22 protein-coding genes and 1 tRNA gene are annotated in these 20,427 nt (G+C 57.6%); 16 read left to right on the forward strand and 7 right to left on the reverse strand.

Translation table 11 applies throughout. The features are described 5' to 3' along the window. Positions 1 to 276 (reverse strand): transposase (locus BM353_RS00005; protein ID WP_143104060.1); only part of this gene is annotated, 276 nt, incomplete at its 3' end. A gap of 116 nt (positions 277 to 392) precedes the next feature. Between BM353_RS00005 and BM353_RS00010 the strand changes: the two genes are divergently transcribed. Next, positions 393 to 1,070: a recombinase zinc ribbon domain-containing protein gene (locus BM353_RS00010; RefSeq protein WP_281248092.1), complete on the forward strand. Its 678-nt coding sequence runs from the start codon at positions 393 to 395 to the stop codon at positions 1,068 to 1,070. A gap of 268 nt (positions 1,071 to 1,338) precedes the next feature. Here BM353_RS00010 and rnhA read toward each other — a convergent pair whose 3' ends face one another. The 3 genes from rnhA to BM353_RS00025 form a co-directional block, all read right to left on the reverse strand. Then, on the reverse strand, positions 1,339 to 1,872 hold the full coding sequence (gene rnhA, locus BM353_RS00015) for a ribonuclease HI (RefSeq protein ID WP_092075363.1): 534 nt from the start codon (positions 1,870 to 1,872) through the stop codon (positions 1,339 to 1,341). 209 nt (positions 1,873 to 2,081) lie between these two features. Then, positions 2,082 to 2,930, reverse strand: coding sequence for a ParB/RepB/Spo0J family partition protein (locus BM353_RS00020; RefSeq protein WP_177220405.1), 849 nt, complete (start codon positions 2,928 to 2,930; stop codon positions 2,082 to 2,084). A 221-nt stretch (positions 2,931 to 3,151) separates the two neighbouring features. Beyond that, positions 3,152 to 3,787: a recombinase family protein gene (locus BM353_RS00025; protein ID WP_092075367.1), complete on the reverse strand. Its 636-nt coding sequence runs from the start codon at positions 3,785 to 3,787 to the stop codon at positions 3,152 to 3,154. 225 nt (positions 3,788 to 4,012) lie between these two features. On the opposite strand from BM353_RS00025, the gene BM353_RS16495 reads away from it, so the two are divergent. From BM353_RS16495 to BM353_RS16500, 6 genes are all read left to right on the forward strand, one after another. Beyond that, positions 4,013 to 4,255 carry a hypothetical protein gene (locus BM353_RS16495; RefSeq protein ID WP_143104061.1) on the forward strand — a complete coding sequence of 81 codons (243 nt, stop codon included), beginning with the start codon at positions 4,013 to 4,015 and terminating at the stop codon, positions 4,253 to 4,255. Positions 4,256 to 4,804: 549 nt separating this feature from the next. Beyond that, positions 4,805 to 5,971 (forward strand): DNA-methyltransferase, encoded by a 1,167-nt coding sequence (locus BM353_RS00030; protein WP_092075369.1) that lies wholly within the window; start codon positions 4,805 to 4,807, stop codon positions 5,969 to 5,971. Positions 5,972 to 6,138: 167 nt separating this feature from the next. Continuing rightward, positions 6,139 to 6,567 (forward strand): hypothetical protein, encoded by a 429-nt coding sequence (locus tag BM353_RS17205; RefSeq protein WP_425439379.1) that lies wholly within the window; start codon positions 6,139 to 6,141, stop codon positions 6,565 to 6,567. Beyond that, positions 6,554 to 8,713: a DEAD/DEAH box helicase family protein gene (locus BM353_RS00035; protein WP_092075371.1), complete on the forward strand. Its 2,160-nt coding sequence runs from the start codon at positions 6,554 to 6,556 to the stop codon at positions 8,711 to 8,713. Before BM353_RS17205 ends, BM353_RS00035 begins: the two co-directional genes overlap by 14 nt. Positions 8,714 to 8,931: 218 nt before the next feature. Further along, complete coding sequence (locus BM353_RS00040) at positions 8,932 to 10,884, forward strand: AAA family ATPase (RefSeq protein WP_092075373.1); 1,953 nt, start codon at positions 8,932 to 8,934, stop codon at positions 10,882 to 10,884. A 10-nt stretch (positions 10,885 to 10,894) separates the two neighbouring features. After that, the gene (locus BM353_RS16500; RefSeq protein ID WP_143104063.1) at positions 10,895 to 11,269 is read left to right on the forward strand and encodes a hypothetical protein; all 375 of its coding nucleotides are present in this window, start codon (positions 10,895 to 10,897) and stop codon (positions 11,267 to 11,269) included. Between the two features lie 306 nt (positions 11,270 to 11,575). Here BM353_RS16500 and BM353_RS00045 read toward each other — a convergent pair whose 3' ends face one another. Together BM353_RS00045 and BM353_RS00050 are read right to left on the reverse strand one after the other, a co-directional pair. Next, the gene (locus BM353_RS00045; RefSeq protein WP_092075374.1) at positions 11,576 to 13,105 is read right to left on the reverse strand and encodes a DUF6538 domain-containing protein; all 1,530 of its coding nucleotides are present in this window, start codon (positions 13,103 to 13,105) and stop codon (positions 11,576 to 11,578) included. Positions 13,106 to 13,184: 79 nt separating this feature from the next. Further along, a tRNA-Thr gene (locus BM353_RS00050) sits at positions 13,185 to 13,259 on the reverse strand. A gap of 85 nt (positions 13,260 to 13,344) precedes the next feature. Here BM353_RS00050 and BM353_RS16800 point away from each other — a divergent pair. The 9 genes from BM353_RS16800 to BM353_RS00090 all read left to right on the forward strand — a co-directional run bounded on the left by BM353_RS16800 (position 13,345) and on the right by BM353_RS00090 (position 19,148). Beyond that, positions 13,345 to 13,515, forward strand: a complete 171-nt coding sequence (locus tag BM353_RS16800) for a hypothetical protein (RefSeq protein ID WP_177220406.1) — start codon at positions 13,345 to 13,347, stop codon at positions 13,513 to 13,515. A gap of 6 nt (positions 13,516 to 13,521) precedes the next feature. Beyond that, complete coding sequence (murA, locus tag BM353_RS00055; RefSeq protein ID WP_092075376.1) at positions 13,522 to 14,790, forward strand: UDP-N-acetylglucosamine 1-carboxyvinyltransferase; 1,269 nt, start codon at positions 13,522 to 13,524, stop codon at positions 14,788 to 14,790. Further along, positions 14,787 to 15,257, forward strand: coding sequence for a DUF2948 family protein (locus BM353_RS00060; RefSeq protein ID WP_092075378.1), 471 nt, complete (start codon positions 14,787 to 14,789; stop codon positions 15,255 to 15,257). The genes murA and BM353_RS00060 overlap by 4 nt, the downstream gene beginning before the upstream one ends. A gap of 69 nt (positions 15,258 to 15,326) precedes the next feature. Continuing rightward, positions 15,327 to 15,761 carry a hypothetical protein gene (locus BM353_RS00065; RefSeq protein ID WP_092075380.1) on the forward strand — a complete coding sequence of 145 codons (435 nt, stop codon included), beginning with the start codon at positions 15,327 to 15,329 and terminating at the stop codon, positions 15,759 to 15,761. 111 nt (positions 15,762 to 15,872) lie between these two features. Continuing rightward, entirely contained in the window at positions 15,873 to 17,174 is a 1,302-nt protein-coding gene (gene hisD, locus BM353_RS00070; RefSeq protein WP_092075382.1) for a histidinol dehydrogenase, read from the forward strand. Between the two features lie 64 nt (positions 17,175 to 17,238). Continuing rightward, positions 17,239 to 17,718: a UPF0262 family protein gene (locus BM353_RS00075; protein WP_092075385.1), complete on the forward strand. Its 480-nt coding sequence runs from the start codon at positions 17,239 to 17,241 to the stop codon at positions 17,716 to 17,718. A gap of 67 nt (positions 17,719 to 17,785) precedes the next feature. Then, complete coding sequence (locus BM353_RS00080) at positions 17,786 to 18,184, forward strand: low molecular weight phosphatase family protein (RefSeq protein ID WP_245759515.1); 399 nt, start codon at positions 17,786 to 17,788, stop codon at positions 18,182 to 18,184. After that, a complete protein-coding gene (locus tag BM353_RS00085; protein ID WP_092075389.1) occupies positions 18,181 to 18,567 on the forward strand; it encodes a ketosteroid isomerase-related protein in 387 nt (128 codons plus the stop codon). Before BM353_RS00080 ends, BM353_RS00085 begins: the two co-directional genes overlap by 4 nt. Further along, positions 18,567 to 19,148 (forward strand): GNAT family N-acetyltransferase, encoded by a 582-nt coding sequence (locus BM353_RS00090; RefSeq protein ID WP_092075391.1) that lies wholly within the window; start codon positions 18,567 to 18,569, stop codon positions 19,146 to 19,148. Before BM353_RS00085 ends, BM353_RS00090 begins: the two co-directional genes overlap by 1 nt. Positions 19,149 to 19,215: 67 nt before the next feature. Here the strand turns inward: BM353_RS00090 and BM353_RS00095 are convergent, their stop codons facing one another. Beyond that, complete coding sequence (locus BM353_RS00095; protein ID WP_342742199.1) at positions 19,216 to 20,379, reverse strand: peptidoglycan DD-metalloendopeptidase family protein; 1,164 nt, start codon at positions 20,377 to 20,379, stop codon at positions 19,216 to 19,218. Between the last annotated feature and the right edge of the window lie 48 nt (positions 20,380 to 20,427).

Raw genomic sequence — 20,427 nt, forward strand, 5'->3', positions numbered from 1 at the left:
GATCAAAACGGTCTTCTCTTCGACCTGTTCTGCGGCCAAACCAACCATCATTTGCGCGAAGATGCCCTTGTCGCTCCAGCGCTTCCAACGATTGTAGAGCGTCTTGTGAGGGCCATATTCCTTCGGAGCATCCCGCCAACGCAACCCATTGCGGTTGATGAAGATAATCCCGCTCAGAACACGACGATCATCGACGCGTGGCTTGCCGTGGGACTTCGGGAAGTAAGGCTCCAGGCGCGCCATCTGCGCGTCGCTCAACCAGAAAAGATCAGACATGTCACCGCTCTGTTTTCGGACGGTGAATCATGACGCCTCAATGAAATCAATGGGTCCTGACCCTAGAGGAAGGTGCGCGCGGACCTGCGCGCGCTGACTTCAGCGAAGACTTCCCCTTGCGCGGGTTTGTCACCTGTAGCGAGTGCGGCAATCACATGACCGGCGCTTGGTCGAAGGGCAAATACAAGCATTACGCCTATTACCGCTGCATGACGCGCGGCTGCTCTCAGAAGAGCAAGTCGGTTGCACGCGCTAAGCTGGAAGGCGGCTTCGAGGATATCCTCAAGCGCCTACAGCCAAGCAATCGGCTGCTCGATCTGGCTATCGCGATGTTCAAAGATGCCTGGAACAGCCGTTTGGAGCTGGCCCAGGCTGAACGCGACGAGTGGCAGCGTCAGGCCGAGGCTGCTGACAAGAGCTTGTTGGAACTCATCGACCGCATGGTCGAGACCAAGAACGCCACAGTCATCAAGGCCATAGAATCCAAGATCGAAAAGCTCGAACGGGAGAAGATGTTGCTCGTTGAGAAGGCCTCTGAACCGCTGCCAAATGCGGGCAAATTTGAAGAGTGTATTGAACTCTCCTTGCGATTTCTCTCAAGGCCTTGGGATATATACAAAAATGGGAGCTATGCGGTCCGTCAGACGGTGCTCAGACTGGCATTCTCTGATCCGCTGACCTACACGCCAGAAGGTGTGTATGGAACTCCAAAAACGACCTTACCTTTCAAGGTGTTAGGAGGGTTATCCGGAAAAAAGTGTGAGATGGTGCTGCTGGAGAGAATTGAACTCTAGTTACATCTGTCTTTATCGTTGATTTTAAAGCATAAAAATTAGAGCAGGGCAACCGCTGTGTAGGAGTGATGTGTAGGCCTCAGCTTTGGTTTAATCCGGGAAGTGGACCAGCGGTTGGTAGTTTGAGCGATCCCCTTGTACACTCGAATAAGCAAAAATCGATCTACGCCCCTGCGCACTTGACTGTTGCTAGTTAAGGGAAACAAGCGACTCAGCGGACCCCGGCAGAGTTTCCACCGGGGGTCCTGTCATTGTTGTTCTATAGGATTTAGAGTTTCTTTTCGGCCCGACGCGCAGCGGCGTATGCCAGACGGTCAGCTCGTTCGTTGTTCTCAGAGCCGTTGTGCCCTCTAACCCACTTCCACGTAATATGACGCCCTGATGCAGCTTGTTCCAGCCGCTGCCAGAGGTCGCGGTTTTCGACGGCCTTGCCGCCGCTTCGCTTCCAGTCGTTGGCTTTCCATGTTGCCAGCCAGCCGTTCATGGAGTTGGGAATTAGATTTGCGTCAGTGAAAACCGTGATCGGCTCATCAGTGACCCGGCCGAGATTTTCCAAGGCCACACACACGGCGATGAGTTCCATTCGGTTGTTCGTCGTTCTTAAGGCGTAGCCGCTTCCTTCTCGGGACTTGATGACCTTACCCGTTGATGCTTTGCGGAGAGTCACAGAACCCCAGCCGCCATGGCCGGGGTTTCCAATGCAGGAGCCGTCAGTGAAAATTTCAATGTGGGTCTTGCCCACTTCGACTTGGGGATGGCGTGCACGATCTGGATTCTGCACAGCGTTCGTCTTTGTACTCATGGTTAACTTTCTTGATAGTCACTGACGATGCGTATTGGCCCGTGCGACGTGTCGTCGACGGTTCCTCGTCAGATTGGTTGTGGTTGGTTTCTGTTCGGGTAGTCGGGTTCGGGTAGCCCGCCTGGCGACTTGGGTGCGTGGTCCTGCCGGAGTATCGGACCCTTGAAACACGCAGAATGCGCGTTCCTATGAAATGCGTGTTTACTGAGTCAGAAGTCGCTGTCGTCTGTGGCAGTATCGGGTTCTTTAAGGTTGCTCCCGAGTGAGCCGTTTTTGTTGTCGTCCAACTCATCGGCGAAATAGAGCCACTCAGCCATCGACCGCAGTTTGATTGCCCCGACTGCAAACTGGATCGCCTCGGCGGCAATTTCCTCGTTCTGCCAAGGCATCTTCCCGAGGGCCTCGCGAATTCTCGTTGCGATCTTCTCTATCTGTGCTCGTCGCACTGCATCGGAGATATCGGGACGGTCTTCGCGTTCTAGCAAGTCATCCTGACGATCTCGCCACCATTGCCCGGTCGCTTCATTTTCCGCTGCGACCATCATTTTCCATCTCTGTCGCATGTTGTCTACGGAACGGGGTCCGACGCCGGAGGCTCCGGCAATCTCCCTAACCTTGAGACGTTCGCCGGGAAGTCTAACCAATCTCCAAGCGGCGTCCATTCTCTCGCTTTTGGACAGCGGTAATCGTTCACGTGAATTCGCCTTAACGGCAGCCAACATGGCCACCGACCTGTCCCCTTGTAGTATGGCTGCGGGCACGCTCTCTCGGGGCTTCGCGGTGGCGTAGGCAGCAAGTCGGTGATGGCCGTCGAGAAGGACGATGCGATCTGTCGTCTGGCCGGTAACATCAACCTCCTGCCAGACAAGAACGGGGTCGAGTTCTCCCAGATTGCGGAGCGTTTGGGTCAGTCCGCGAACGTGACCCTTATCGGTGGCGATTTGCCGAAATAGGAACTCCGGGTCGCTGGTGATCTCTCTGGGCTGGAGCATCCGTAAAGTGGTGCGGGTCTGGCTCATATCGGGCTGGGCACCGCTGGGCGTGGTTGAGTTCTGCATGTCGTTTCTCTTCTGTATTAAAAATCGCAAAGCCCCCGGCGGGCAGGGCGAGGGCCTTTCATTGGTTGAAGTCATTTGTTGGTTGGCGGCGGCAGTCTTCGCCTTCGTCGAGTGAAGAAAATCATCGAGGTGCCGGGAGGTTCGCCGTGTACGTGGGTCGTTCCCCTTGCCGGTTCGAGCTCTATTCTTCTAGTATGTGCGAAAATGGGCCTATGACCTGTTTACATTCCCCAGCGGAAGAGCTTCGCTTCGGCTTCGTTTAGGTCATGGCGGATGCGAAGGACCGTCTGACGGCTAAGTCCTGACGCGCGCGCGACTTCGGACGTTCCCGCGCCAGTACCAGTCATATCCCGCACTAGGTTCAACTGTTGTCGGTCGTAGGACGGCTTGCGGCCCCGGTAAGCCTCGGGTTTTTTGGCTTTAGCGTGCTCGATGCCTGCCCGTTGAGCCTCCTTAGTCGCTTCGGCTTGGGCCTGCGCTGTGGCAGCCATGAAGGCAATGAGCGCATCCCGGACGGCCTGTTGGGTGGGGTCGGTCGTTGTTCCGTCAAAGGTCATCGAGTTGATCACTGTTTTAATGGTGACCCCTGTTCGGATGAAGTGCCGGATAGTGTCTGTCACGTCCTGATAGTTACGCCCCAACCGGTCTACCCAGCGAACTACGAGAGTGTCCCCTTGGCGGAGCTTGTCGTAAAGGCGACGGCCTTCTGGCCGTTCTGCCAGCACGGTCGAGAGGCCAGACTGCCCACGGTCCGACACAACTTCGTCAATCGGAATGCCTGCTTTGCGAGCTTGATCGACCTGGTGGTCGAGTGTCTGATCAGCGGTGGAAACGCGGGCATAGAAAATCGTGGTCATAGAATTCCTCTTGGGGCGTACCTATGGGTGGTGACCGTATATTTAGATGTCCGAAAGCATAAAGCAACCCTTGCGTACACCAAGCGGGCGGTCCCTTGAGGTGTATTTTGAGGTATACCCTTGCGAGCAACGGCTTTCTGTTCACGTTCTCCTGCCCCTAATCGAACTTGAACCGCCTTCGTCTCCACACCAAGTTCAACTCATTCACATCGAGGGAGAAGAGCATTGAAGCGGAAGAAAATGAGGAAGGACGGAACCGAGGTAGAGTTCGTTTTAAAGAACTTTGAAAAGATGGGGCCAATTCGTGCAGAGATCGCCGTTGCAGACTTGGATGATCTCCGCAAGCTGCACAAGGCGGGCAAACTGAAGTCGGTGCGGATGGAAGGGCCACCAAACAAAGGCCGCAAGCAGAACCAAGTCAACCTAGTTCCATGGCAAGAGATCGAAGACTTCAATTGGGACCCATAGTTCCGCATCGGGGGGCAACAAACCGTTTCGTTGAAAAAGCAGGATTTGCCCCGCCGGGGGGGAATGCGCAAACCGTCTTATCTATCTTGGGCGCTCAGATTTTTTCGGTGAAACAAAACGGCCTCCATAAAATAGCCAAGGGCGTATTGGCAATGATCTCAAGAGCTTGTTGGCGAAGATGAGATGCTCGCGCTACGGCTGCACCCAAGGGCGAGACCCAAATCAATTCGGGCGTGAGGAACGAGCATGGTCGATGGAGACGTGGAGAAGAGGCTTTGGTCAGCAGCAGACCAGCTACCGGATGCTGAAGTGCCTCCGTAACTTGATTTGTCAGAGGAGGCGCGCAAACGTTTGACTCTGGGATTGGCAAGAAGATCTGCTGGCATTAATGACATACAACTACCAGTGCTGTTTCTTGTGTGTCAGAAGAATCGCAAGTAGGCTCACCATCGATCCAGTAGGAGCAATAAGGTGCCTCGTCCAAAGTCCAGCAACCCACGAACGCGCGTCACAAACATCAGACTTACTGAAGAAGAGCGTTCAGAGTTCATGAAGGCGGCATCTGCTTGCGGCTTCGATAGCATAAGTGAGTATGTCCGCCACCTGCATTTTCGCAATCAAAGCTCACCGCCTCCAGGGACAAACAATGACTTTAAGAAAAAATTCCCAGCCAAAACTGTAAGAAAGTTCTATGAAGCTGAGTATGGGAAAATTCTTTGGGGTGACTCACGAGCTTACGCATTGAACATTGCCGAACCTGCCAGCGTAGACTTAATAGTAACCAGTCCACCATTTGGACTTGTTAGAAAAAAAAGCTACGGAAATGAGGACGCCGATAAGTATTGCGATTGGTTTCGGCCCTTTGCCGAAGGTTTTCACCGGATACTCAAGGATAGTGGCAGTCTTGTAGTAGACATCGGTGGAGCATGGGTCCCGGGCCAGCCAACTCGAAGCCTATATCACTTCAAGCTTCTCGTCATGTTAGTCGAGGAATTTGGTTTTCACCTTTGTCAGGAACATTACTGGTGGAATCCTTCCAAACTACCCACGCCTGCAGAATGGGTTAATATTCGTCGAGTTCGCGTCAAAGACGCTGTCAACAGCATTTGGTGGCTCTCGAAAACGCCATTTCCCAAAGCAAACAATAAGCGCATCCTTCAACCTTACAGCAAGTCCATGGAAAGCCTGCTAAAAAATGGATACAAGGCGAAGCTCCGACCATCAGGACATGATATCTCGACGAAGTTCAACCGTGACAACGGTGGGTCAGTTCCGCCAAACTTACTTGCGGTTGCGAACACGGAATCCAACGGGAGTTATCAAGCTCATTGTAGAAACGAAAATATTCCAATTCACCCCGCAAGATTCCCAAGCCAACTCCCTGAGTATTTTATCCGCTTTCTCACAAATCCTGGTGATCTGGTGGTGGACCCGTTTGGCGGCTCATGCGTAACTGGAGTAGTTGCAGAAAACCTTAAAAGGCGCTGGGTTTGTGTAGAGATGTCTGAAGAGTATCTTTTGGGTGCAAAGGGTCGCTTTGTGCCACAACTTCAACCGCTTCTAAGGGACAGTAAAATGTCTTATCAGATTCCGGCACCCTGCTCGCAAACTGTGGATGAGAACGAAATAAAGCTGTTTGAAGACGGAGGCAGGAAGCGGCCCACAAAACGCTCAAAGGAAAAGATAGACTCCGCGTCGCAAGAAAATGATGCGTGATTGCTTAGATTTTGGCGAGTTCCTGTCGGGGATAGGCCGTTTCAAAAATGAATAGATCTGCCCAAAAACTGACTCCCTTTGAACTACACAGCGCCTTTCTCGAGCCGCTTGTAGATCTTGTGGTCACGCACTCTGACTGCAACAAAAAACCGTTGCTTATCGACGGCATGTTACCGCTTCCGAAGCGTCTCAGAGTCTACCTTTTCAATGTAACAAGCCCACCGGGTGGTCGAACGGTCGGTGAACATAAGGTTCAGCTAATTGTCCCAGGGCAAAGCCGGGGGCAACGAGGCAACTTTGACCGTAGCGAGAACCGTCTAGTCCTTCTTGGCGGCTTCTGCCCAGAAGAGAAGGTCTTTGTTCTGTGGGACGCTGACCTTTATTATGATTTCTCTTGGTCACGGAACGTGCAGGCAAATGCTGAAACTGTGTTTCGTGCGGCTGCAGGTAGAATAGTAGAGCAGGAGCGGGTCTTGCGGCCCAGCACCGGCAGAACAGTGCGAGAGACACTTATAGCTTGCCCAACTCCGCGTCTCTTGGAGGCCATTGAAAAGAGGGTTCAAATTCGCCGACGTAGGCTCATTGGAGAAGAGTAGCGTGAATTTGAGCAGCTATAACTTCGGCAGATCATACCACAAGCCAGCCGACGATCTTGCTCAGGATTTCTACCTGCCTGCCCTAGAAGCGTCGGTTTCGTATGATCGTGCCGTTGGGTTCTTTTCGAGCACAATCTTCATAATCGCTTGGAGCAGCCTTAAGGCTTTCGCGAAGAACGGCGGCAAGATGCGGCTTATTTGCTCCCCTATTCTATCCGAAGGTGACCATGAGGCACTGCGAGAGGGTTATTCAAGGAAACTTGAAGAAAGCACCAGCCAATCTTTGTGCCAGTCTTTTCAAGATCTACTGGATAACGACACCTTTCATAAACCCGCCGTCGTTTTGGCGTCGCTGGTCGCCGAAGGAATAATTGACTGTAAGATCGCTTGGATAGGAAAAGATCTGTCAGGCCGACCTAGGCGGCTTTTTCACGACAAGCTCGGGATACTGACCGATAAAGTGGGGAACAAAATTGCTTTCAAGGGGTCAATGAATGAAACCTGGCCTGCTCTTTCTCAAGACGGCAACCTCGAATCTGTAGACGTCTTTGCTTCTTGGCGCGACGAGGGAGAGCAAGCGAGAGTGTCGGATGAAGCAAACTACTTTGATCAACTCTGGGACAATGCCTATCCCGGAGTAGAAGTGCATCCTTTTCCAGAAACAGCTAGAAACAAGATCATCTCGTCTGCAGAGGCAGGACACTGGCCCGAGCTTGTGGATGAAATTTGCCTTGAACTAGAAGAGGCTGCTCGTTGGTCACCAGACGCATCTCGGATGGGTGGCAGGAAGCCGCGCCCGCATCAAATTCAAGCCCTAGATGAATGGGAGCGACAAGGTAGGCGCGGTGTGTTCAAGCATGCGACAGGCTCAGGCAAAACCTTCACCGCCCTTTGTGCCATTGGTGACGCGCTTAGTCGCAACGAGGTGCCATTAATTCTAGTTCCCGGAGAGCTATTGTTGGATCAATGGCTCGAGGAGATCAAAGGAACTTTCGAAGGCTCCAATCTGGCGATAATGGTTTGCGGTGGAGGGCACAATAAGTGGAGAAAGAACAATAACTTAAGAAGATGGACTAGGTCCAACCACACTACGCCGAGGGCAGTCCTTTCCACCATTCAGACCGCTTCTGGTAGCGAATTTCTTTCCCAGATTTCTCAGGGAGAGCACATTTTCCTAGTAGCCGATGAAGTCCACAGGCTAGGCGCAACAAAGGCTCAGAACATTCTCACAACCGTCGTTGGGCCGAGATTAGGGCTCAGCGCAACACCAGAACGGGCTGGGGACCCGACTGGGACGAAAGCAATTTTTGACTACTTTGGACCAATTGTGCCCCCAGTCTTTGGTCTAAAGGAGGCAATAGCCGCTAAAGCCTTAACCCCCTACTTCTACAACGTTCATACGGTCCGCCTTACATCCGATGAAGGGGATCAATGGAGAAGCTATTCAAAGAGAATTCAACGTGTTTATGCGCGGATTCTATCGGGCGGTGATGAGGAGGGGGTCAACCTTTCTCGACAACTGCAAAATCTCCTCATTCAGCGAGCGCGAATCGTAAAATCCGCAGAAGGTAAGACGGAACTTGCAGCGCAAGTCCTGAAAGAGAATTTCTCAGATGGACAGCGTTGGATTGTTTATTGCGACGACCAGTCTCAAATGCATGAAGTGACATCTTCTGCGAAATCCGGCGGACTAAAGAGTGTTTTTGAATATCACTCGGAGATGGAAGGAGACAAACAAGAGACGCTGAAGTTCTTCTCCGAGAGGGGCGGGATAGTGGTTTCCATTCGCTGCTTAGATGAGGGCGTGGATATACCTTCTGTGACGCATGCACTCATTCTTGCTTCCTCTAAGAACCCGCGCGAGTTCGTCCAGCGGCGGGGACGCGTTCTCCGTCGGCACGCGCAGAAAAACTTCGCACATCTTCATGATGTCTTAGTCTTGCCCGAAACGGACGACGAGGACCAACCAGAGGTCTCTTTTCTCAAGGGAGAGCTTGCACGAGCAATCGAATTTGGCTCGAATGCTCAAAATCCTGCCGCAGTGTTCGACTTGAAGCGTATTGCTGCTCAAGCAGGTGTTGCTTGGGAGGACCTAACAACGGTTGGGTTTGAAGATGATGAGGAGGAGGCAGAGGCCTCCGAATGAACGAGATAGATAAAGAGGCGAAACGTGACCCAGTCTTCTAGCCATCGAAATGAAGCAACCCTGACAGACACGGTCGAACGCATCAGGTCCGAGAAGTATCCTAATCTAGACCGGACGCTGGTTTTGGAATTCCTCAGTTTACATGCCCATGACCTACCAGACAGCCTTCCTGCGAAAATCGATGAGCTTGTTGCTGCTTACGCTAAAGGGGTCAATTGATGCTTGCTATTGAGTCCCTTACTCTCAAGAACTTCGGTGCCTTCAAGGGCGAGCAGCGGATCAATTTTCCGAAGGCACCCGGAATTCTCGTCTTTTACGGCGAAAATATGCGAGGAAAAACTACTCTACTCAACGCAATCCGCTTTGCATTGTTTGGAAAAGTTGTAGGACGAGGGCGACGCCCCGTTCCATTTCATGCTTTGGTCAATCTAGAAGCGCGAGCCGCAGGCGAAAATGAGTTTGAAGTGCAACTTGAGCTTAGATACGCAGGGACACATTATCGACTTACTCGAACTGGCGTGCCTAAGGCCATGGCTTTAGACGAGCAGGACGAGGTTGAATACACAGCGCAATACTACTTAGAAAGGGGAGGCCACATATTGCCTCCCGAAGAAGCCAGGCGGGAACTAGGGAAGATCTTGCCCGAGCAGATTTCGCGGTTCTTCCTGTTTGATGGCGAACTGCTGCAAGAATACGAAGACCTACTTCATCAAGATACTGATACCGGGGAAAAAATCAGCCAAGCGATTGAGCGAATTCTCGGCTTGCCAATACTTACAGGTTCTCGTCAGAGCGCCAAAGAGGCTCTTGAGCGAGCTGAACGTGCCGTGGCGAAGGCTGCCCAGAACGACAAACAGACAGCTGAATTTGGTTCGGAATTAGTGCGTTTGAATGAGGAAAAAGCAGAATACAACTCGGATATACTTCGTCAAAAGGAGGATCTCGAGGAACTTAAAGCGCAACAACTGGAAGTTGAAGAGGGGATGCGCCGTAATGCGCGAATGGACTCTCTGATGAAAGATCGTGATAGGATCAAAGGGGAAATTGCCCGATTGGAGGATCAAAAAAGGGAAGCGATTGAAGATTTGCAGAAGGCTATGGCTACGGGGTGGTCTTCTCTTATCCATGAACGGTTGGCCACACTCGCCGACCAGCTTCGATCTCGTGAAACTGATTTCCAGGCAGTTGTTACCCGTTCAAAAGTCCTTAACGATCTTGCTAGTGGAGCTTCTGATAACTGCCCAACATGCATGCAGGAAATTGGCCCCAAGGCGTTGGAAGCGCTTAAGAAACAACTGGTTGGACATGACGCCGAAACTGGTGACATATCCGAGGAGCTTTCCAACGTGCGTCAACGTCTTCATGCAATCAACAAACAATTGAAAGTGTCGAGCCCGCAGATCTTGGAATTGCTTTGGCAAAAGTATGACGGCTTGGAAGATCAACTCTATGAACAGTCTATAGAACTTGATGATGTCGTATCTAAGATTACAAGCGATGCGGAGTCCGAAATTCGAGATTTGATAAGAAAGTATGAATCTACAGTTGGAGAGATTACCGCACTCAAGGGCGGAATAGAGGCAACTCAGGACAAGCTGGCTGAGAACGAAAGCTATAGACAAAAACTTCAATTAAAACTCGAGAAGATCTCTGGTGGCGGTATAACCGATGAACAACGCCGACGGGATATTTCGCGCGATTTATATGATCTTTTCTGTGAGTCTGTTGATACTTACAGAAATGAATTGCGACAGTGCGTAGAAGACGATGCCAGCGAGTTCTTTAGACAAATGACCACGGAGCCAGACTATGCTGGCCTGCGTATCAACGACACCTACGGCTTAACCATCATGCACAAAGATGGAAGTCCTATCCCGGTTCGTTCAGCCGGGGCTGAGCATGTAGTTGCTATGTCCTTGGTCGCAGCACTTCAAAACAACGCACCTCTAAGAGGTCCAATTTTCATCGACTCGCCATTTGGACGCTTGGACGCTGGTCACCGGCAAAATGTGCTGAAAACACTTCCAGAAATGGCGGACCAAGTTGTGTTATTGGTTTACGAAGGCGAGATGCCTCCCGAAAATGCACGTGAGACACTAAAGCAAAGATTGATTGCGGAGTGGAAACTCGTGCGAAAGTCAGCCCGCCATACTGTTCTTGAGAGCCAATAGGTAAGTCGTCATGCAAGAGCCAAAAGCAGACAAGAAGACTATCGGAGTAGCCCCTTCCAATGAGACCATTCTGAACGCATTGGCAGAATCAGGGCATTTTCAAACGGACGCAGACGCTGCCAAGTTTGCAATGGCATATGCAGTTGACTGTGAAGTCGGTCGCGGCGTGGCCGAAGGTTCAAACACCAAGTGGAATGTTGGGACTTTTGATGACTCAGATCGCACGATTCGCGCCTTCGTTGAAGCCATGTATCCAGATGAGCAAAACCCGTATCGACAGGTCGAATACTTGATCAACGAAGGACTTAATCTCCTGAAGCAAAAGTATGCGGATGGCGCCGTGCCAGATGTTGCCGAATTGATTTACTCCAAATCTGGAGACTAGCTTGCAAGGTTCTTGGGCTCTGCGTCCGCTGCCGTGTCAGAGACCCGTATTGATGGCCCATTTCTGGAACTCGATCAGACTAGCTTCGCGCCCGCCATATACACTTTCGGCGATGACCTGACTAGCGTGCCTAAGGAAGCCTTGACGGACCTCTGGAGGTGCCCCGCCTCCCGCAGCTTGTCGTTAACACGATGTCGGAGTCCATGGACTGAAAGTCCTTAGCTCCTTTGTGAGTTTCGTTCAGTTGCGCAGGGAAAAACAGGGCGAGCCTTTTGTGCTCTGTCGCTTGGTTGCCTTCCGAACATCTCAAGGCACTTGAATGCGCGGAAGCTTGCAAATTTCGCGGTATAACGTTTCGACCGGATATTCACCGTAGTCTTCCCCAGCGGTGCGACCGGCATGGCCTTGGATGGCTCCGAGGTATTCTGGGGCGATATCCGAATTACGGCCTACTGTCTTAAACCTGTGTCGCCACGCATGGTTTGGCTGGATGCGCTCATCGGTGATTCCGGCGCTATCCCTCACCCAGACGGCGATCTTGTCTCTCGCGTTGCCTGAGCGTTTTGCTGCCTCTGCCGGGGTTGATGATGGCCCAGAGTGGAACAGATATCCGCTCTTCGCGTCACTGATGAAGTCCAGAAGGCCAATCTTTTGTAAGTGAGGATGGACCGGAACGTTCCTATACATACCCGCCTTTACGCTTCCGGCTTCCGGCGTGATTGTAAATTGCGGAATGCCGTCTACAACGGTCAGGTCTTCCTTACGCAGTTGCGTTATTTCGCCCGCTCTCGCTCCTGTGTAGGCGCATATCCAAGGCACCCAACGGCATGCCAGCTTGTTATGATGCGCCATGTTCGATGGCTGCTCGAACACTTTGTTTGCGGCGGACAAGACGCGCTTTGCCTCTGCTTCGGTGAAGCCAGACGACCGTGATTTGACCTTCGGGGGAATTTTTACGCTGACGCTTTGCGCAGGGTCACTCTCTATCAGGAATTTAGAACGGGCCAGCCGGAACACGGTTTTGACCGCAGCCAGGTATTTTCCGCTGACCGTCTTGGGGGTGAGGCCCTGTTCGTGCCGCAGATGATCTGTCCATTCGGAGATTTCTCGCGGGGCGATGCGATCTACATCTTCATGCCCCAGGTAGTCTTTCAGGGCTTCCAGCTTCTGTCGGAAGTCCTTGACCGTGTTTTCGGATTTTCCGTTGGCAAGGTGATCTTTCTTCCACCTGTCGAACAGGTCTGAAAGTGTTGGCCCGGAAGATAGTTCTGAGGGATTCTTCTCGGGGGACCATTCTGGGAACCGATTGGCGTAGGGGTCACGTGAGAAGTCGCCCTGAGACCGCTTGTGCTGTTGTTCCGTCGCTTGTTCCCATGCGCGCTGGACTGCTTTCAGCAGGCGTGTTCGGCTCGACGGGTCCGTTGCAATACCTTCTTCGATAAGAAGTTCGTCGACCGTCGGGCCATACCATTGCTCGAGCGCCTCGTCGTTGTCGGCCGCCTGCGCATTCAAGCGGCTGACCTGCTCCCAGACTGTAGGTTCACCGGGTTCAATGTCCAAGCTCGCCATGAGGCGCTGATAGACTTGACCTGCCAAGCCAACGATCTGCTTCAAGGGGAGCGGCTCAGGCATCGCTCGTAGCGCGGCCCAGCGCTTTTGTATCGCCGCATACTCGACGGCAAACCGCTCTTTCGCTTCGGCAGGTTCGCGCGTCCTAAGCGATTTTGACACCTCAGCACGACCGAATATCCCCACAAGGTCTGCGGGAACTCGCACGCGGATGTAGTAAATTCCGCTCTTCGGGTCTTTCACGGGACGGGGCATGATTAAGGTCACTGTGTAGGACTCCTGTGTAGGAGTCGATACATGGAATTCGCTGATTTCGCGCAAGTATCTGTGCTTTTTTGGGAAATCATGGTGCTGCTGGAGAGAATTGAACTCTCGACCTCTCCCTTACCAAGGGAGTGCTCTACCTCTGAGCTACAGCAGCGCCGTGGGCGGGTCTTTAAGAGCAAACGCAGCAGGGTGCAAGGGCAATCTGGACGGGGTCTGGCGGCTGGGTTAGAGAGAAGAAGATGAGTGAAAAATCCGACAACAAACAGGGGACCGGGCCGGGTGCGAGCCGCGAGGACAGGCTCAAGGCGGCGCTCAAGGCGAATCTGGCGCGGCGCAAGGCGCAGGCGCGCGGGCGCGCCGTGGCGGATCAGGACCCGGCGGAGAAAGATCCGCGCGAGGATAGAGGGTAGCAGGGTATGGATTCGATTCTGGTGACAGGCAATGGCGCGCTTTCGGGGCAAATCCCGATTGCGGGGGCCAAGAATACCTGTCTCAAGCTTATGTGCGCGGCGCTTCTCACCGAGGAGCCGTTGACGCTGACCAATGTGCCGCGTCTGTCGGATGTGAAGACGCTCTCGGAGCTGCTCGAAAGCCTTGGCTGCGAGGTGGCACTGGTTCAGGGTGGGCAGGCGATGATGCTGAGCGCCGCCAAGATCGACAACCTCACGGCGCATTACGATATCGTGCGCAAGCTGCGCGCCTCCTTCAACGTGCTCGGGCCGATGATCGGGCGGTTTGGTGAGGCTGTTGTTTCGCTTCCTGGGGGCTGCGCGATCGGGGCGCGCAAGGTGGATCTTCACCTCAGCGCGCTCGAGGCGCTCGGAGCCGAGATCGAGCTTAAGGAAGGCTATGTTCACGCCCACGCCCGCAATGGGCTGAAGGGGACGGAGATCGAGTTTCCCTTCGTCTCGGTCGGGGCCACGGAGAACGCGCTCTGCGCGGCGGTGCTCGCCAAGGGGACGACGGTTCTGAAGAACGTGGCGCAGGAGCCCGATGCGGTGGCTCTGGCGCATTGTCTGATGGCGATGGGCGCCGATATCGAAGGCGCGGGCACGTCCCAGATGGTGATCCGCGGCGTTGATCGGCTGCACGGCACGACCCACCGCGTCATCGCCGACCGGATCGAACTCGGGACCTACATGATCGCGCCAGCGATCGCGGGCGGGTCTGTCGAGCTTCTGGGCGGCGAGCGGTATCTGGTGGCGGCGCTGGCCGACAAGATGGAAGAGGCCGGGATCGAGATCGCCGAAACGGCGACCGGCCTCAGCGTCACGCGCGGTAATGGGCCGGTCCGGGCGGTCGATGTGACCACCGCGCCGTTCCCGGGCTTTCCCACTGACCTGCAGGCGCAGATGATGGCGATGATGTGCACCGCCGAGGGCACGGCCGTGCTCGAAGAAACCATCTTCGAGAACCGGTTCATGCATGCGCCCGAGCTCATTCGGATGGGTGCGAAAATCGACGTGCACGGCGGCGTGGCCAAGGTCACCGGGGTGGACCGGCTCAAGGGTGCGCCGGTGATGGCCACCGATCTGCGCGCCTCTGTCTCGCTTATTCTGGCCGGTCTCGCGGCCGAGGGGGAAACCTTGGTCAGCCGGGTCTATCACCTCGACCGCGGCTATGAGCAGGTCGTGCGCAAATTCTCCGGCGTGGGCGCCAAGATCGAACGGATACACGACGCATGAGCAACGATGCCCGTTTCGAAGACGGCGGTGAGACGCCGATCAACCTCGGCGCGCTCGACGTGTCGGATCTCGAGATCCTGTCCAGTCTCGTGCAGGACGCCGTCTTCCCGATTACCGAAATGCGCTGGCTCGTCCGCGAGCGGCAGCTGGCCTTTCTGATCAACCGGTTCCGCTGGGAGGATCCGCGCGGCGCGCGGGCCGCGCCGGAGCGGGTGCGATCGGTGCTGGTGATTTCCGAAGTCGAGCGGGTGTCGAGCCAGGGGGTCGACCGCAACGATCACGACACGATCCTGTCGCTGCTCTCCCTGAGCTTCGAAGCGGGTGAGGACGGGACCGGCGCGGTGCTGCTGACGCTGGCGGGCGATGGAGCGATCCGGGCGGAGGTCGAGGCGCTTGACGTGCGGCTGCGCGACGTGACTCGGCCCTACAGCGCGCCTTCGGGGAAGGCGCCGCACCACGAGGTGTGAGCCCGGTTGACGGCTGAAGTGACGCTGAATAGGGTCACTTCAGTTATTGACCTCAAAGGACTTGGCCTCATGAAATTCCTTTACGCCCTCGGGCTGGCGCTCGCGCTGGCCGCTTCCCCTGCCACCGCTCAGGATGCCGAAATCCCGGTCGGGAAGACTTGGGAGGGCGTGGGCGTGAGCTGGACGGGCGGCGGGCGGTTCTTTGTCCGGTGGACGGTCATGGAACAAGGCGGCAAGCTCAAGGTCTGCGGCGCCGCGACCGGGACGGGGACGGGGCGCTACGGCATGAAGTTCAACCGCGAACTCTTGCGGGTCAGCGAGGTTCAGCGGGACGGCAAGGCGATCCTGCGCGATTTGCGCTTCATCAACCTGGTGTCGTCCAAAAATCTGATCAACGATCTCGCCGGCGTGCCCGCGACATGCAAAGTGACGAGCGCCGCCCCCAACGGGTCGAGCAACTATGCGATCATTTCCAAGACGAGCAAAATCCGGGTTCAGAAATAGGCGGGACCGGGGCGAAGGGCAGGGGGCCTCAAGCCGCGTTCAATAGGGGGGCTTGAGCCCTGACCGCAAGCCGCGATATGTCGCCGGTGTACACAACCCGCCGGAAGCCCCATGCCCCAGATCCTCGACAGTACCGCCCCGGACTTCGAAACCGCCTTTTCGGCCCTCCTGAGCGCCAAGCGCGAGGACAGCCCGGATGTGGATGCCGCGGTGGCGGAGATCATCGCCGATGTGCGCGCGCGGGGCGATGCGGCGCTCATCGAGCTCACCGCGCGGTTTGACCGGCTGAGCCTGACGCCCGAGACGCTGGCCTTCACGCCGGGCGAGATTGACGCGCTTTGCGCCGAGGTGCCCCCCGAAGAGCGCGATGCTCTGGAGATCGCGGCCGAACGCATCCGCGCCTACCACTTGCGCCAGATGCCGAGCGATGAAAGCTGGACCGATGCGGCCGGCGCGACGCTCGGCTGGCGGTGGGGGCCGGTGGATGCGGCGGGGCTCTACGTGCCCGGCGGCCTTGCGTCCTACCCGTCCTCGGTGCTGATGAACGCGCTCCCGGCCAAGGTCGCGGGCGTCGGCCGTCTCGCCATCGCCGTGCCGACGCCGGACGGGTTGGCCAACCCGCTCGTCCTGCTCGCGGCCCGGCTTGCCGGGGTGGACGAGATCTACCGCATCGGCGGCGCGCAAGCCATCGCCGCGCTCGCCTACGGCACCAAAACCATCGCGCCCGTTGACAAGATCACCGGGCCGGGCAACGCTTTCGTCGCGGCCGCCAAGCGCCGGGTGTTCGGCAAGGTGGGCATCGACATGATCGCGGGGCCTTCAGAGATCCTCGTGATCGCGGACGCGGCAAACGATCCGGAATTCATCGCGCTGGACCTGCTGTCGCAGGCCGAACACGATGAGAGCGCCCAGTCGATCCTGATCACCACCGATGCCGCCTTCGGCGCAGCCGTCGTGGCCGAGGTGGAGGCCCAGCTGAAGGTGCTCGATCGCCGCGCCATCGCGGGCAAGAGCTGGGCGGATTTCGGCGCGGTCATCACCGTCCCCGACCTCGAGACCGCCGCCGCGCTCTCCAACCGGATCGCGCCCGAACACCTCGAGCTTTGCGTCGCTGATCCCGACGCGCTGGCCGATCAGATCACCCACGCAGGCGCGATCTTCCTTGGCCAGTACACGCCCGAAGCCATCGGCGATTACGTCGGCGGGCCCAACCACGTGCTGCCCACGGCCCGCTCCGCGCGTTTCTCCTCGGGCCTGTCGGTCATGGATTTTCTCAAGCGAACGACGCTGGCCCGGATGACCCCGGACGCGCTCCGCGCCATAGGCCCCGCCGCCGAGACCCTCGCCGCCGCCGAGGGGCTTCAGGCGCACGGCCTGTCCGTGACCGCCCGGCTGCGCAAGCTAAACCGTTAGGTGCAATTGCCCCGGACCGGCCCATCCGCTACTCAGAATGCAAATCATTCCCCTCCGGTGCCGCATGACCCGCCTGACAGACATCACGCTCGATGACGCAAATCTCCCGCCGCCCACGCCGGAGATCGAGCAGGAGCGCCGCGTTGCGATTTTCGATCTGCTCGAAGAGAACAGCTTTTCCCTGCCCCCGCGCGAGGGAGGCGATGTCGCACCCGGGCCGTTTCACCTCGATCTGGCAATCCGCGACAAGCGCCTTGTCTTCGCGGTCCGCAGCACGGCGGCCGAGCCGCAGGCCGAGTTCCACCTCTCGCTCACCCCTTTCCGCCAGGTGGTGAAGGATTACATCCAGATCTGCGAGAGCTATTTCGACGCGGTCAAACGCCTGCCCCCATCCCAGATCGAGACCATCGACATGGCCCGCCGCGGCATCCACGACGAGGGCGCACGCATCCTCAAGGAACGGCTCGACGGCAAGGCCGAGGTGGATGACGCCACCGCCCGCCGCCTCTTCACCCTCATCTGCGTGCTGCATTTCGGGGGCTAGCCGCATGGGGCAGCATGATTTGAAATCGGTGCTTTTCTGCTGCGATCACAACGTGCTACGCTCGTCCATGGCCGAAGGTATCCTGAAAAAGCGCGCCGGCCGCACAATCTCCGCGCTCTCAGTTGGCGTCGAGAACGACCTCCAAATCGACGGGCTCGCCTTTGCGGTCTGCGCCGAGAACAGTGTCGAGTTGATCCGCGACGGCACGCGCTGCTTTGATGAGCGCGCCAAAGGGGGCGAAGAGCTGGACAGCTTCGATCTCGCCGTCCCCCTCTCCCCGGCACGCCAGCGCCGCGCACTCGCCCTCACCCGGGGCTGCCCGCTTCCGGTGGAATACCGGTCGACCCTCGATCCGACCCCCATCGGCCAAAGCCGCCACGACAAGCCCTCCGCCAGCCGTCAGGCCCGCAACCAGTTCGCCGACCGGCAACAAGACCGCTTCGGCGCCAAAAGGACCTCCGCATGATCCTCCAGACCTATTTCGACGCCTTCAACCGGGGCGACACCGACGCGATGCTCGACTGCCTCGCCGAGGACGTCGCCCACCACGTCAACGAGGGCCAGATCCGCCACGGCAAAGCCGCTTTCCGCGACTTCTGCGCCCACATGTCCCGATGCTACCGCGAAGAGCTCACCGACCTCACGCTGTTCCTCAACGAGGATGCAACCCGCGGCGCCGCCGAATTCATCGTCAACGGAACCTACCTCGCCACCGACGCCGGCCTGCCCGAAGCGCGCGGCCAGAGCTACCGCCTCCCCGCCGGGTCCTTCTTTTCGCTCGAAGGCGGCAAGATCACCCGCGTCGTGACCTACTACAACCTGGCCGACTGGATCCGGCAGGTCTCCTGATGGAGATCCGCGCCCTCACCGGCCCGGCCCTCGACGCTGCGCTGGACGACGTCGCCCGCCTGCGCCTCGCGGTCTTCCGCGACTGGCCCTACCTCTACGATGGCGATCCGGACTACGAGCGCGCCTACCTCGCCGCCTACCGGGACAGCCCCCGCGCCATAGTCGTCGGCGCCTTTGACGGGCCCGCGCTCGTCGGCGCCGCCACCGGCACCCCGATGCAGGACCACGCCGAGGAGTTTGCCACGGCCCTCGCCGATCACCACGTCCCGCTCGATCAAACCTTTTACTGCGCCGAAAGCGTGCTCCTGCCCGCCTATCGCGGCCAAGGCATCGGCCACGCCTTCTTCGACGCCCGCGAAGCCCACGCCCGCGCACACGGCTTCACCCATGCCGCCTTCTGCGCTGTGATCCGCCCGGATTCCCACCCCGCGCGCCCCGCGCCCCACCGGACGCTCGATCCCTTCTGGCGCAAACGCGGCTACGCCCCGCTCCCCGGCGCCATCGCAACTTTCCACTGGAAAGACCTCGGCCAAACCGAAGAGACCGCCCACGCGCTCCAATTCTGGCGCCGCGCCCTCTAGCTTCTTCTCTTCGGGAAATACTCCGGGGGAGGCCGCCAAAGGCGGACGGGGGCAGCGCCCCCTCCGGTCAGTTCAGATACGGCACCGGGTCAACACTCTCGAACCCCTGTCGGACTTCGAAATGCACAAAGGACGGCTCGCCCGACCGCACCGTGGCAATCTGCTCGCCGCGCCGGACCGTATCGCCCTTCTCCACGCTGAGGTCGCCCACATTGGCATAGACCGTCAGCAACCCGTCGTCGTGGCGCAGCACCACGATCGGCACGTTCTCGGTGTTGCGCGTGATCGCCGCCACGCTGCCCGCTTCGGCGGCCTTTACCGCGGTCCCGGCGGGGGCCGCGATGTCGATGCCGTCGTTGCGGCCCTTGGCGTATTCGCGAATGATGCTGCCGTTGACCGGGTAGCCGAGGCGCCCGTCGCTTGCCACGGGCGCGGGGGTCGGCGCCGGGGTGGCCGGCGCGGCCGCAACCGGTGTTGTGTCGTCCGCGGGCAGGGGGGTCGAGGCGCTCGGCGGGGTCGGGGTGGGCGACCCCGCTCCGGGGCCGGTCACTGCGCCGGCGGCGGCCGTGCGCTCCGGCGGGGTCTGGCCCGCCACCGGAATGAGCAGGTACTGCCCTTCCTTGATCGTGTAATTCGCATCCAGCCCGTTCCACTCTGCCAGCGCCCGCACCGACACGCCGTAAAGCCGCGAAACGGTGAAGGCCGTCTCCCCGCGCACCACCTTGTGGCGCAGCGGCTCTGGGGCTTCGGCGGCCGGGGCGGCGGGCAGGGGCGTGGTCTGGACCTCGGCCTCATCGATCGCGCGCCCCGCGATCACCGTGACATCCTCCGACGCCTCGGGCACGCGCCCCTTGAGCACGATCACCTCGCCGTCGCGCAACGTGTCTCCGGTCTGGATGCCGTTGTGCTGCGCCAGCTCCTGCGCATCGACGCCGACCCGCGCGGCCAGCGTGGCCAGGGTATCGCCTCCCCGCGCCACCGCGACCTGATAGTTGGGATAGGAAATCACGCCGCGCGCATCCGGCTCGGGCCGCGTGCCAACGGCCGTCTGCACGGCGGCGCTGGTGTCCAGGGTCGTGCCGAACGTGTCGCGGATGTCCAGATCGACCGGCTCCGAACACCCCGCCAGCAGCGCCAGCACCGGCACGGCCCACCGCGCGCCTGAACGCCCTGCAAAGGGCGACGCCATCTTCCGCACATCGACCGCCTTGGTCACTACCGCCTCGACCATCCTGCTTCCCTCAAATCCGCCCCTGTTGCCCGGGGGTTGCCGCATTTC

The organism is Poseidonocella sedimentorum, assembly GCF_900116005.1.
GTDB classification, from domain to species: Bacteria; Pseudomonadota; Alphaproteobacteria; order Rhodobacterales; family Rhodobacteraceae; genus Poseidonocella; species Poseidonocella sedimentorum.

What these genes read in the sequence shown, in the direction of transcription:
- rnhA (WP_092075363.1), bottom strand. Translation starts at nt 1,872, where the DNA reads ATGAGTACAAAGACGAACGCTGTGCAGAATCCAGATCGTGCACGCCAT.
- BM353_RS00090 (WP_092075391.1), top strand. Translation starts at nt 18,567, where the DNA reads ATGGAGATCCGCGCCCTCACCGGCCCGGCCCTCGACGCTGCGCTGGAC.
- BM353_RS00095 (WP_342742199.1), bottom strand. Translation starts at nt 20,379, where the DNA reads ATGGTCGAGGCGGTAGTGACCAAGGCGGTCGATGTGCGGAAGATGGCG.
- BM353_RS00025 (WP_092075367.1), bottom strand. Translation starts at nt 3,787, where the DNA reads ATGACCACGATTTTCTATGCCCGCGTTTCCACCGCTGATCAGACACTC.
- BM353_RS00060 (WP_092075378.1), top strand. Translation starts at nt 14,787, where the DNA reads ATGAGCAACGATGCCCGTTTCGAAGACGGCGGTGAGACGCCGATCAAC.
- murA (WP_092075376.1), top strand. Translation starts at nt 13,522, where the DNA reads ATGGATTCGATTCTGGTGACAGGCAATGGCGCGCTTTCGGGGCAAATC.
- BM353_RS00020 (WP_177220405.1), bottom strand. Translation starts at nt 2,930, where the DNA reads ATGCAGAACTCAACCACGCCCAGCGGTGCCCAGCCCGATATGAGCCAG.
- BM353_RS00085 (WP_092075389.1), top strand. Translation starts at nt 18,181, where the DNA reads ATGATCCTCCAGACCTATTTCGACGCCTTCAACCGGGGCGACACCGAC.
- BM353_RS00040 (WP_092075373.1), top strand. Translation starts at nt 8,932, where the DNA reads ATGCTTGCTATTGAGTCCCTTACTCTCAAGAACTTCGGTGCCTTCAAG.
- BM353_RS00080 (WP_245759515.1), top strand. Translation starts at nt 17,786, where the DNA reads ATGGCCGAAGGTATCCTGAAAAAGCGCGCCGGCCGCACAATCTCCGCG.
- hisD (WP_092075382.1), top strand. Translation starts at nt 15,873, where the DNA reads ATGCCCCAGATCCTCGACAGTACCGCCCCGGACTTCGAAACCGCCTTT.
- BM353_RS00065 (WP_092075380.1), top strand. Translation starts at nt 15,327, where the DNA reads ATGAAATTCCTTTACGCCCTCGGGCTGGCGCTCGCGCTGGCCGCTTCC.
- BM353_RS00030 (WP_092075369.1), top strand. Translation starts at nt 4,805, where the DNA reads ATGAAGGCGGCATCTGCTTGCGGCTTCGATAGCATAAGTGAGTATGTC.
- BM353_RS16500 (WP_143104063.1), top strand. Translation starts at nt 10,895, where the DNA reads ATGCAAGAGCCAAAAGCAGACAAGAAGACTATCGGAGTAGCCCCTTCC.
- BM353_RS00075 (WP_092075385.1), top strand. Translation starts at nt 17,239, where the DNA reads ATGACCCGCCTGACAGACATCACGCTCGATGACGCAAATCTCCCGCCG.
- BM353_RS17205 (WP_425439379.1), top strand. Translation starts at nt 6,139, where the DNA reads ATGTTACCGCTTCCGAAGCGTCTCAGAGTCTACCTTTTCAATGTAACA.
- BM353_RS16800 (WP_177220406.1), top strand. Translation starts at nt 13,345, where the DNA reads ATGAGTGAAAAATCCGACAACAAACAGGGGACCGGGCCGGGTGCGAGC.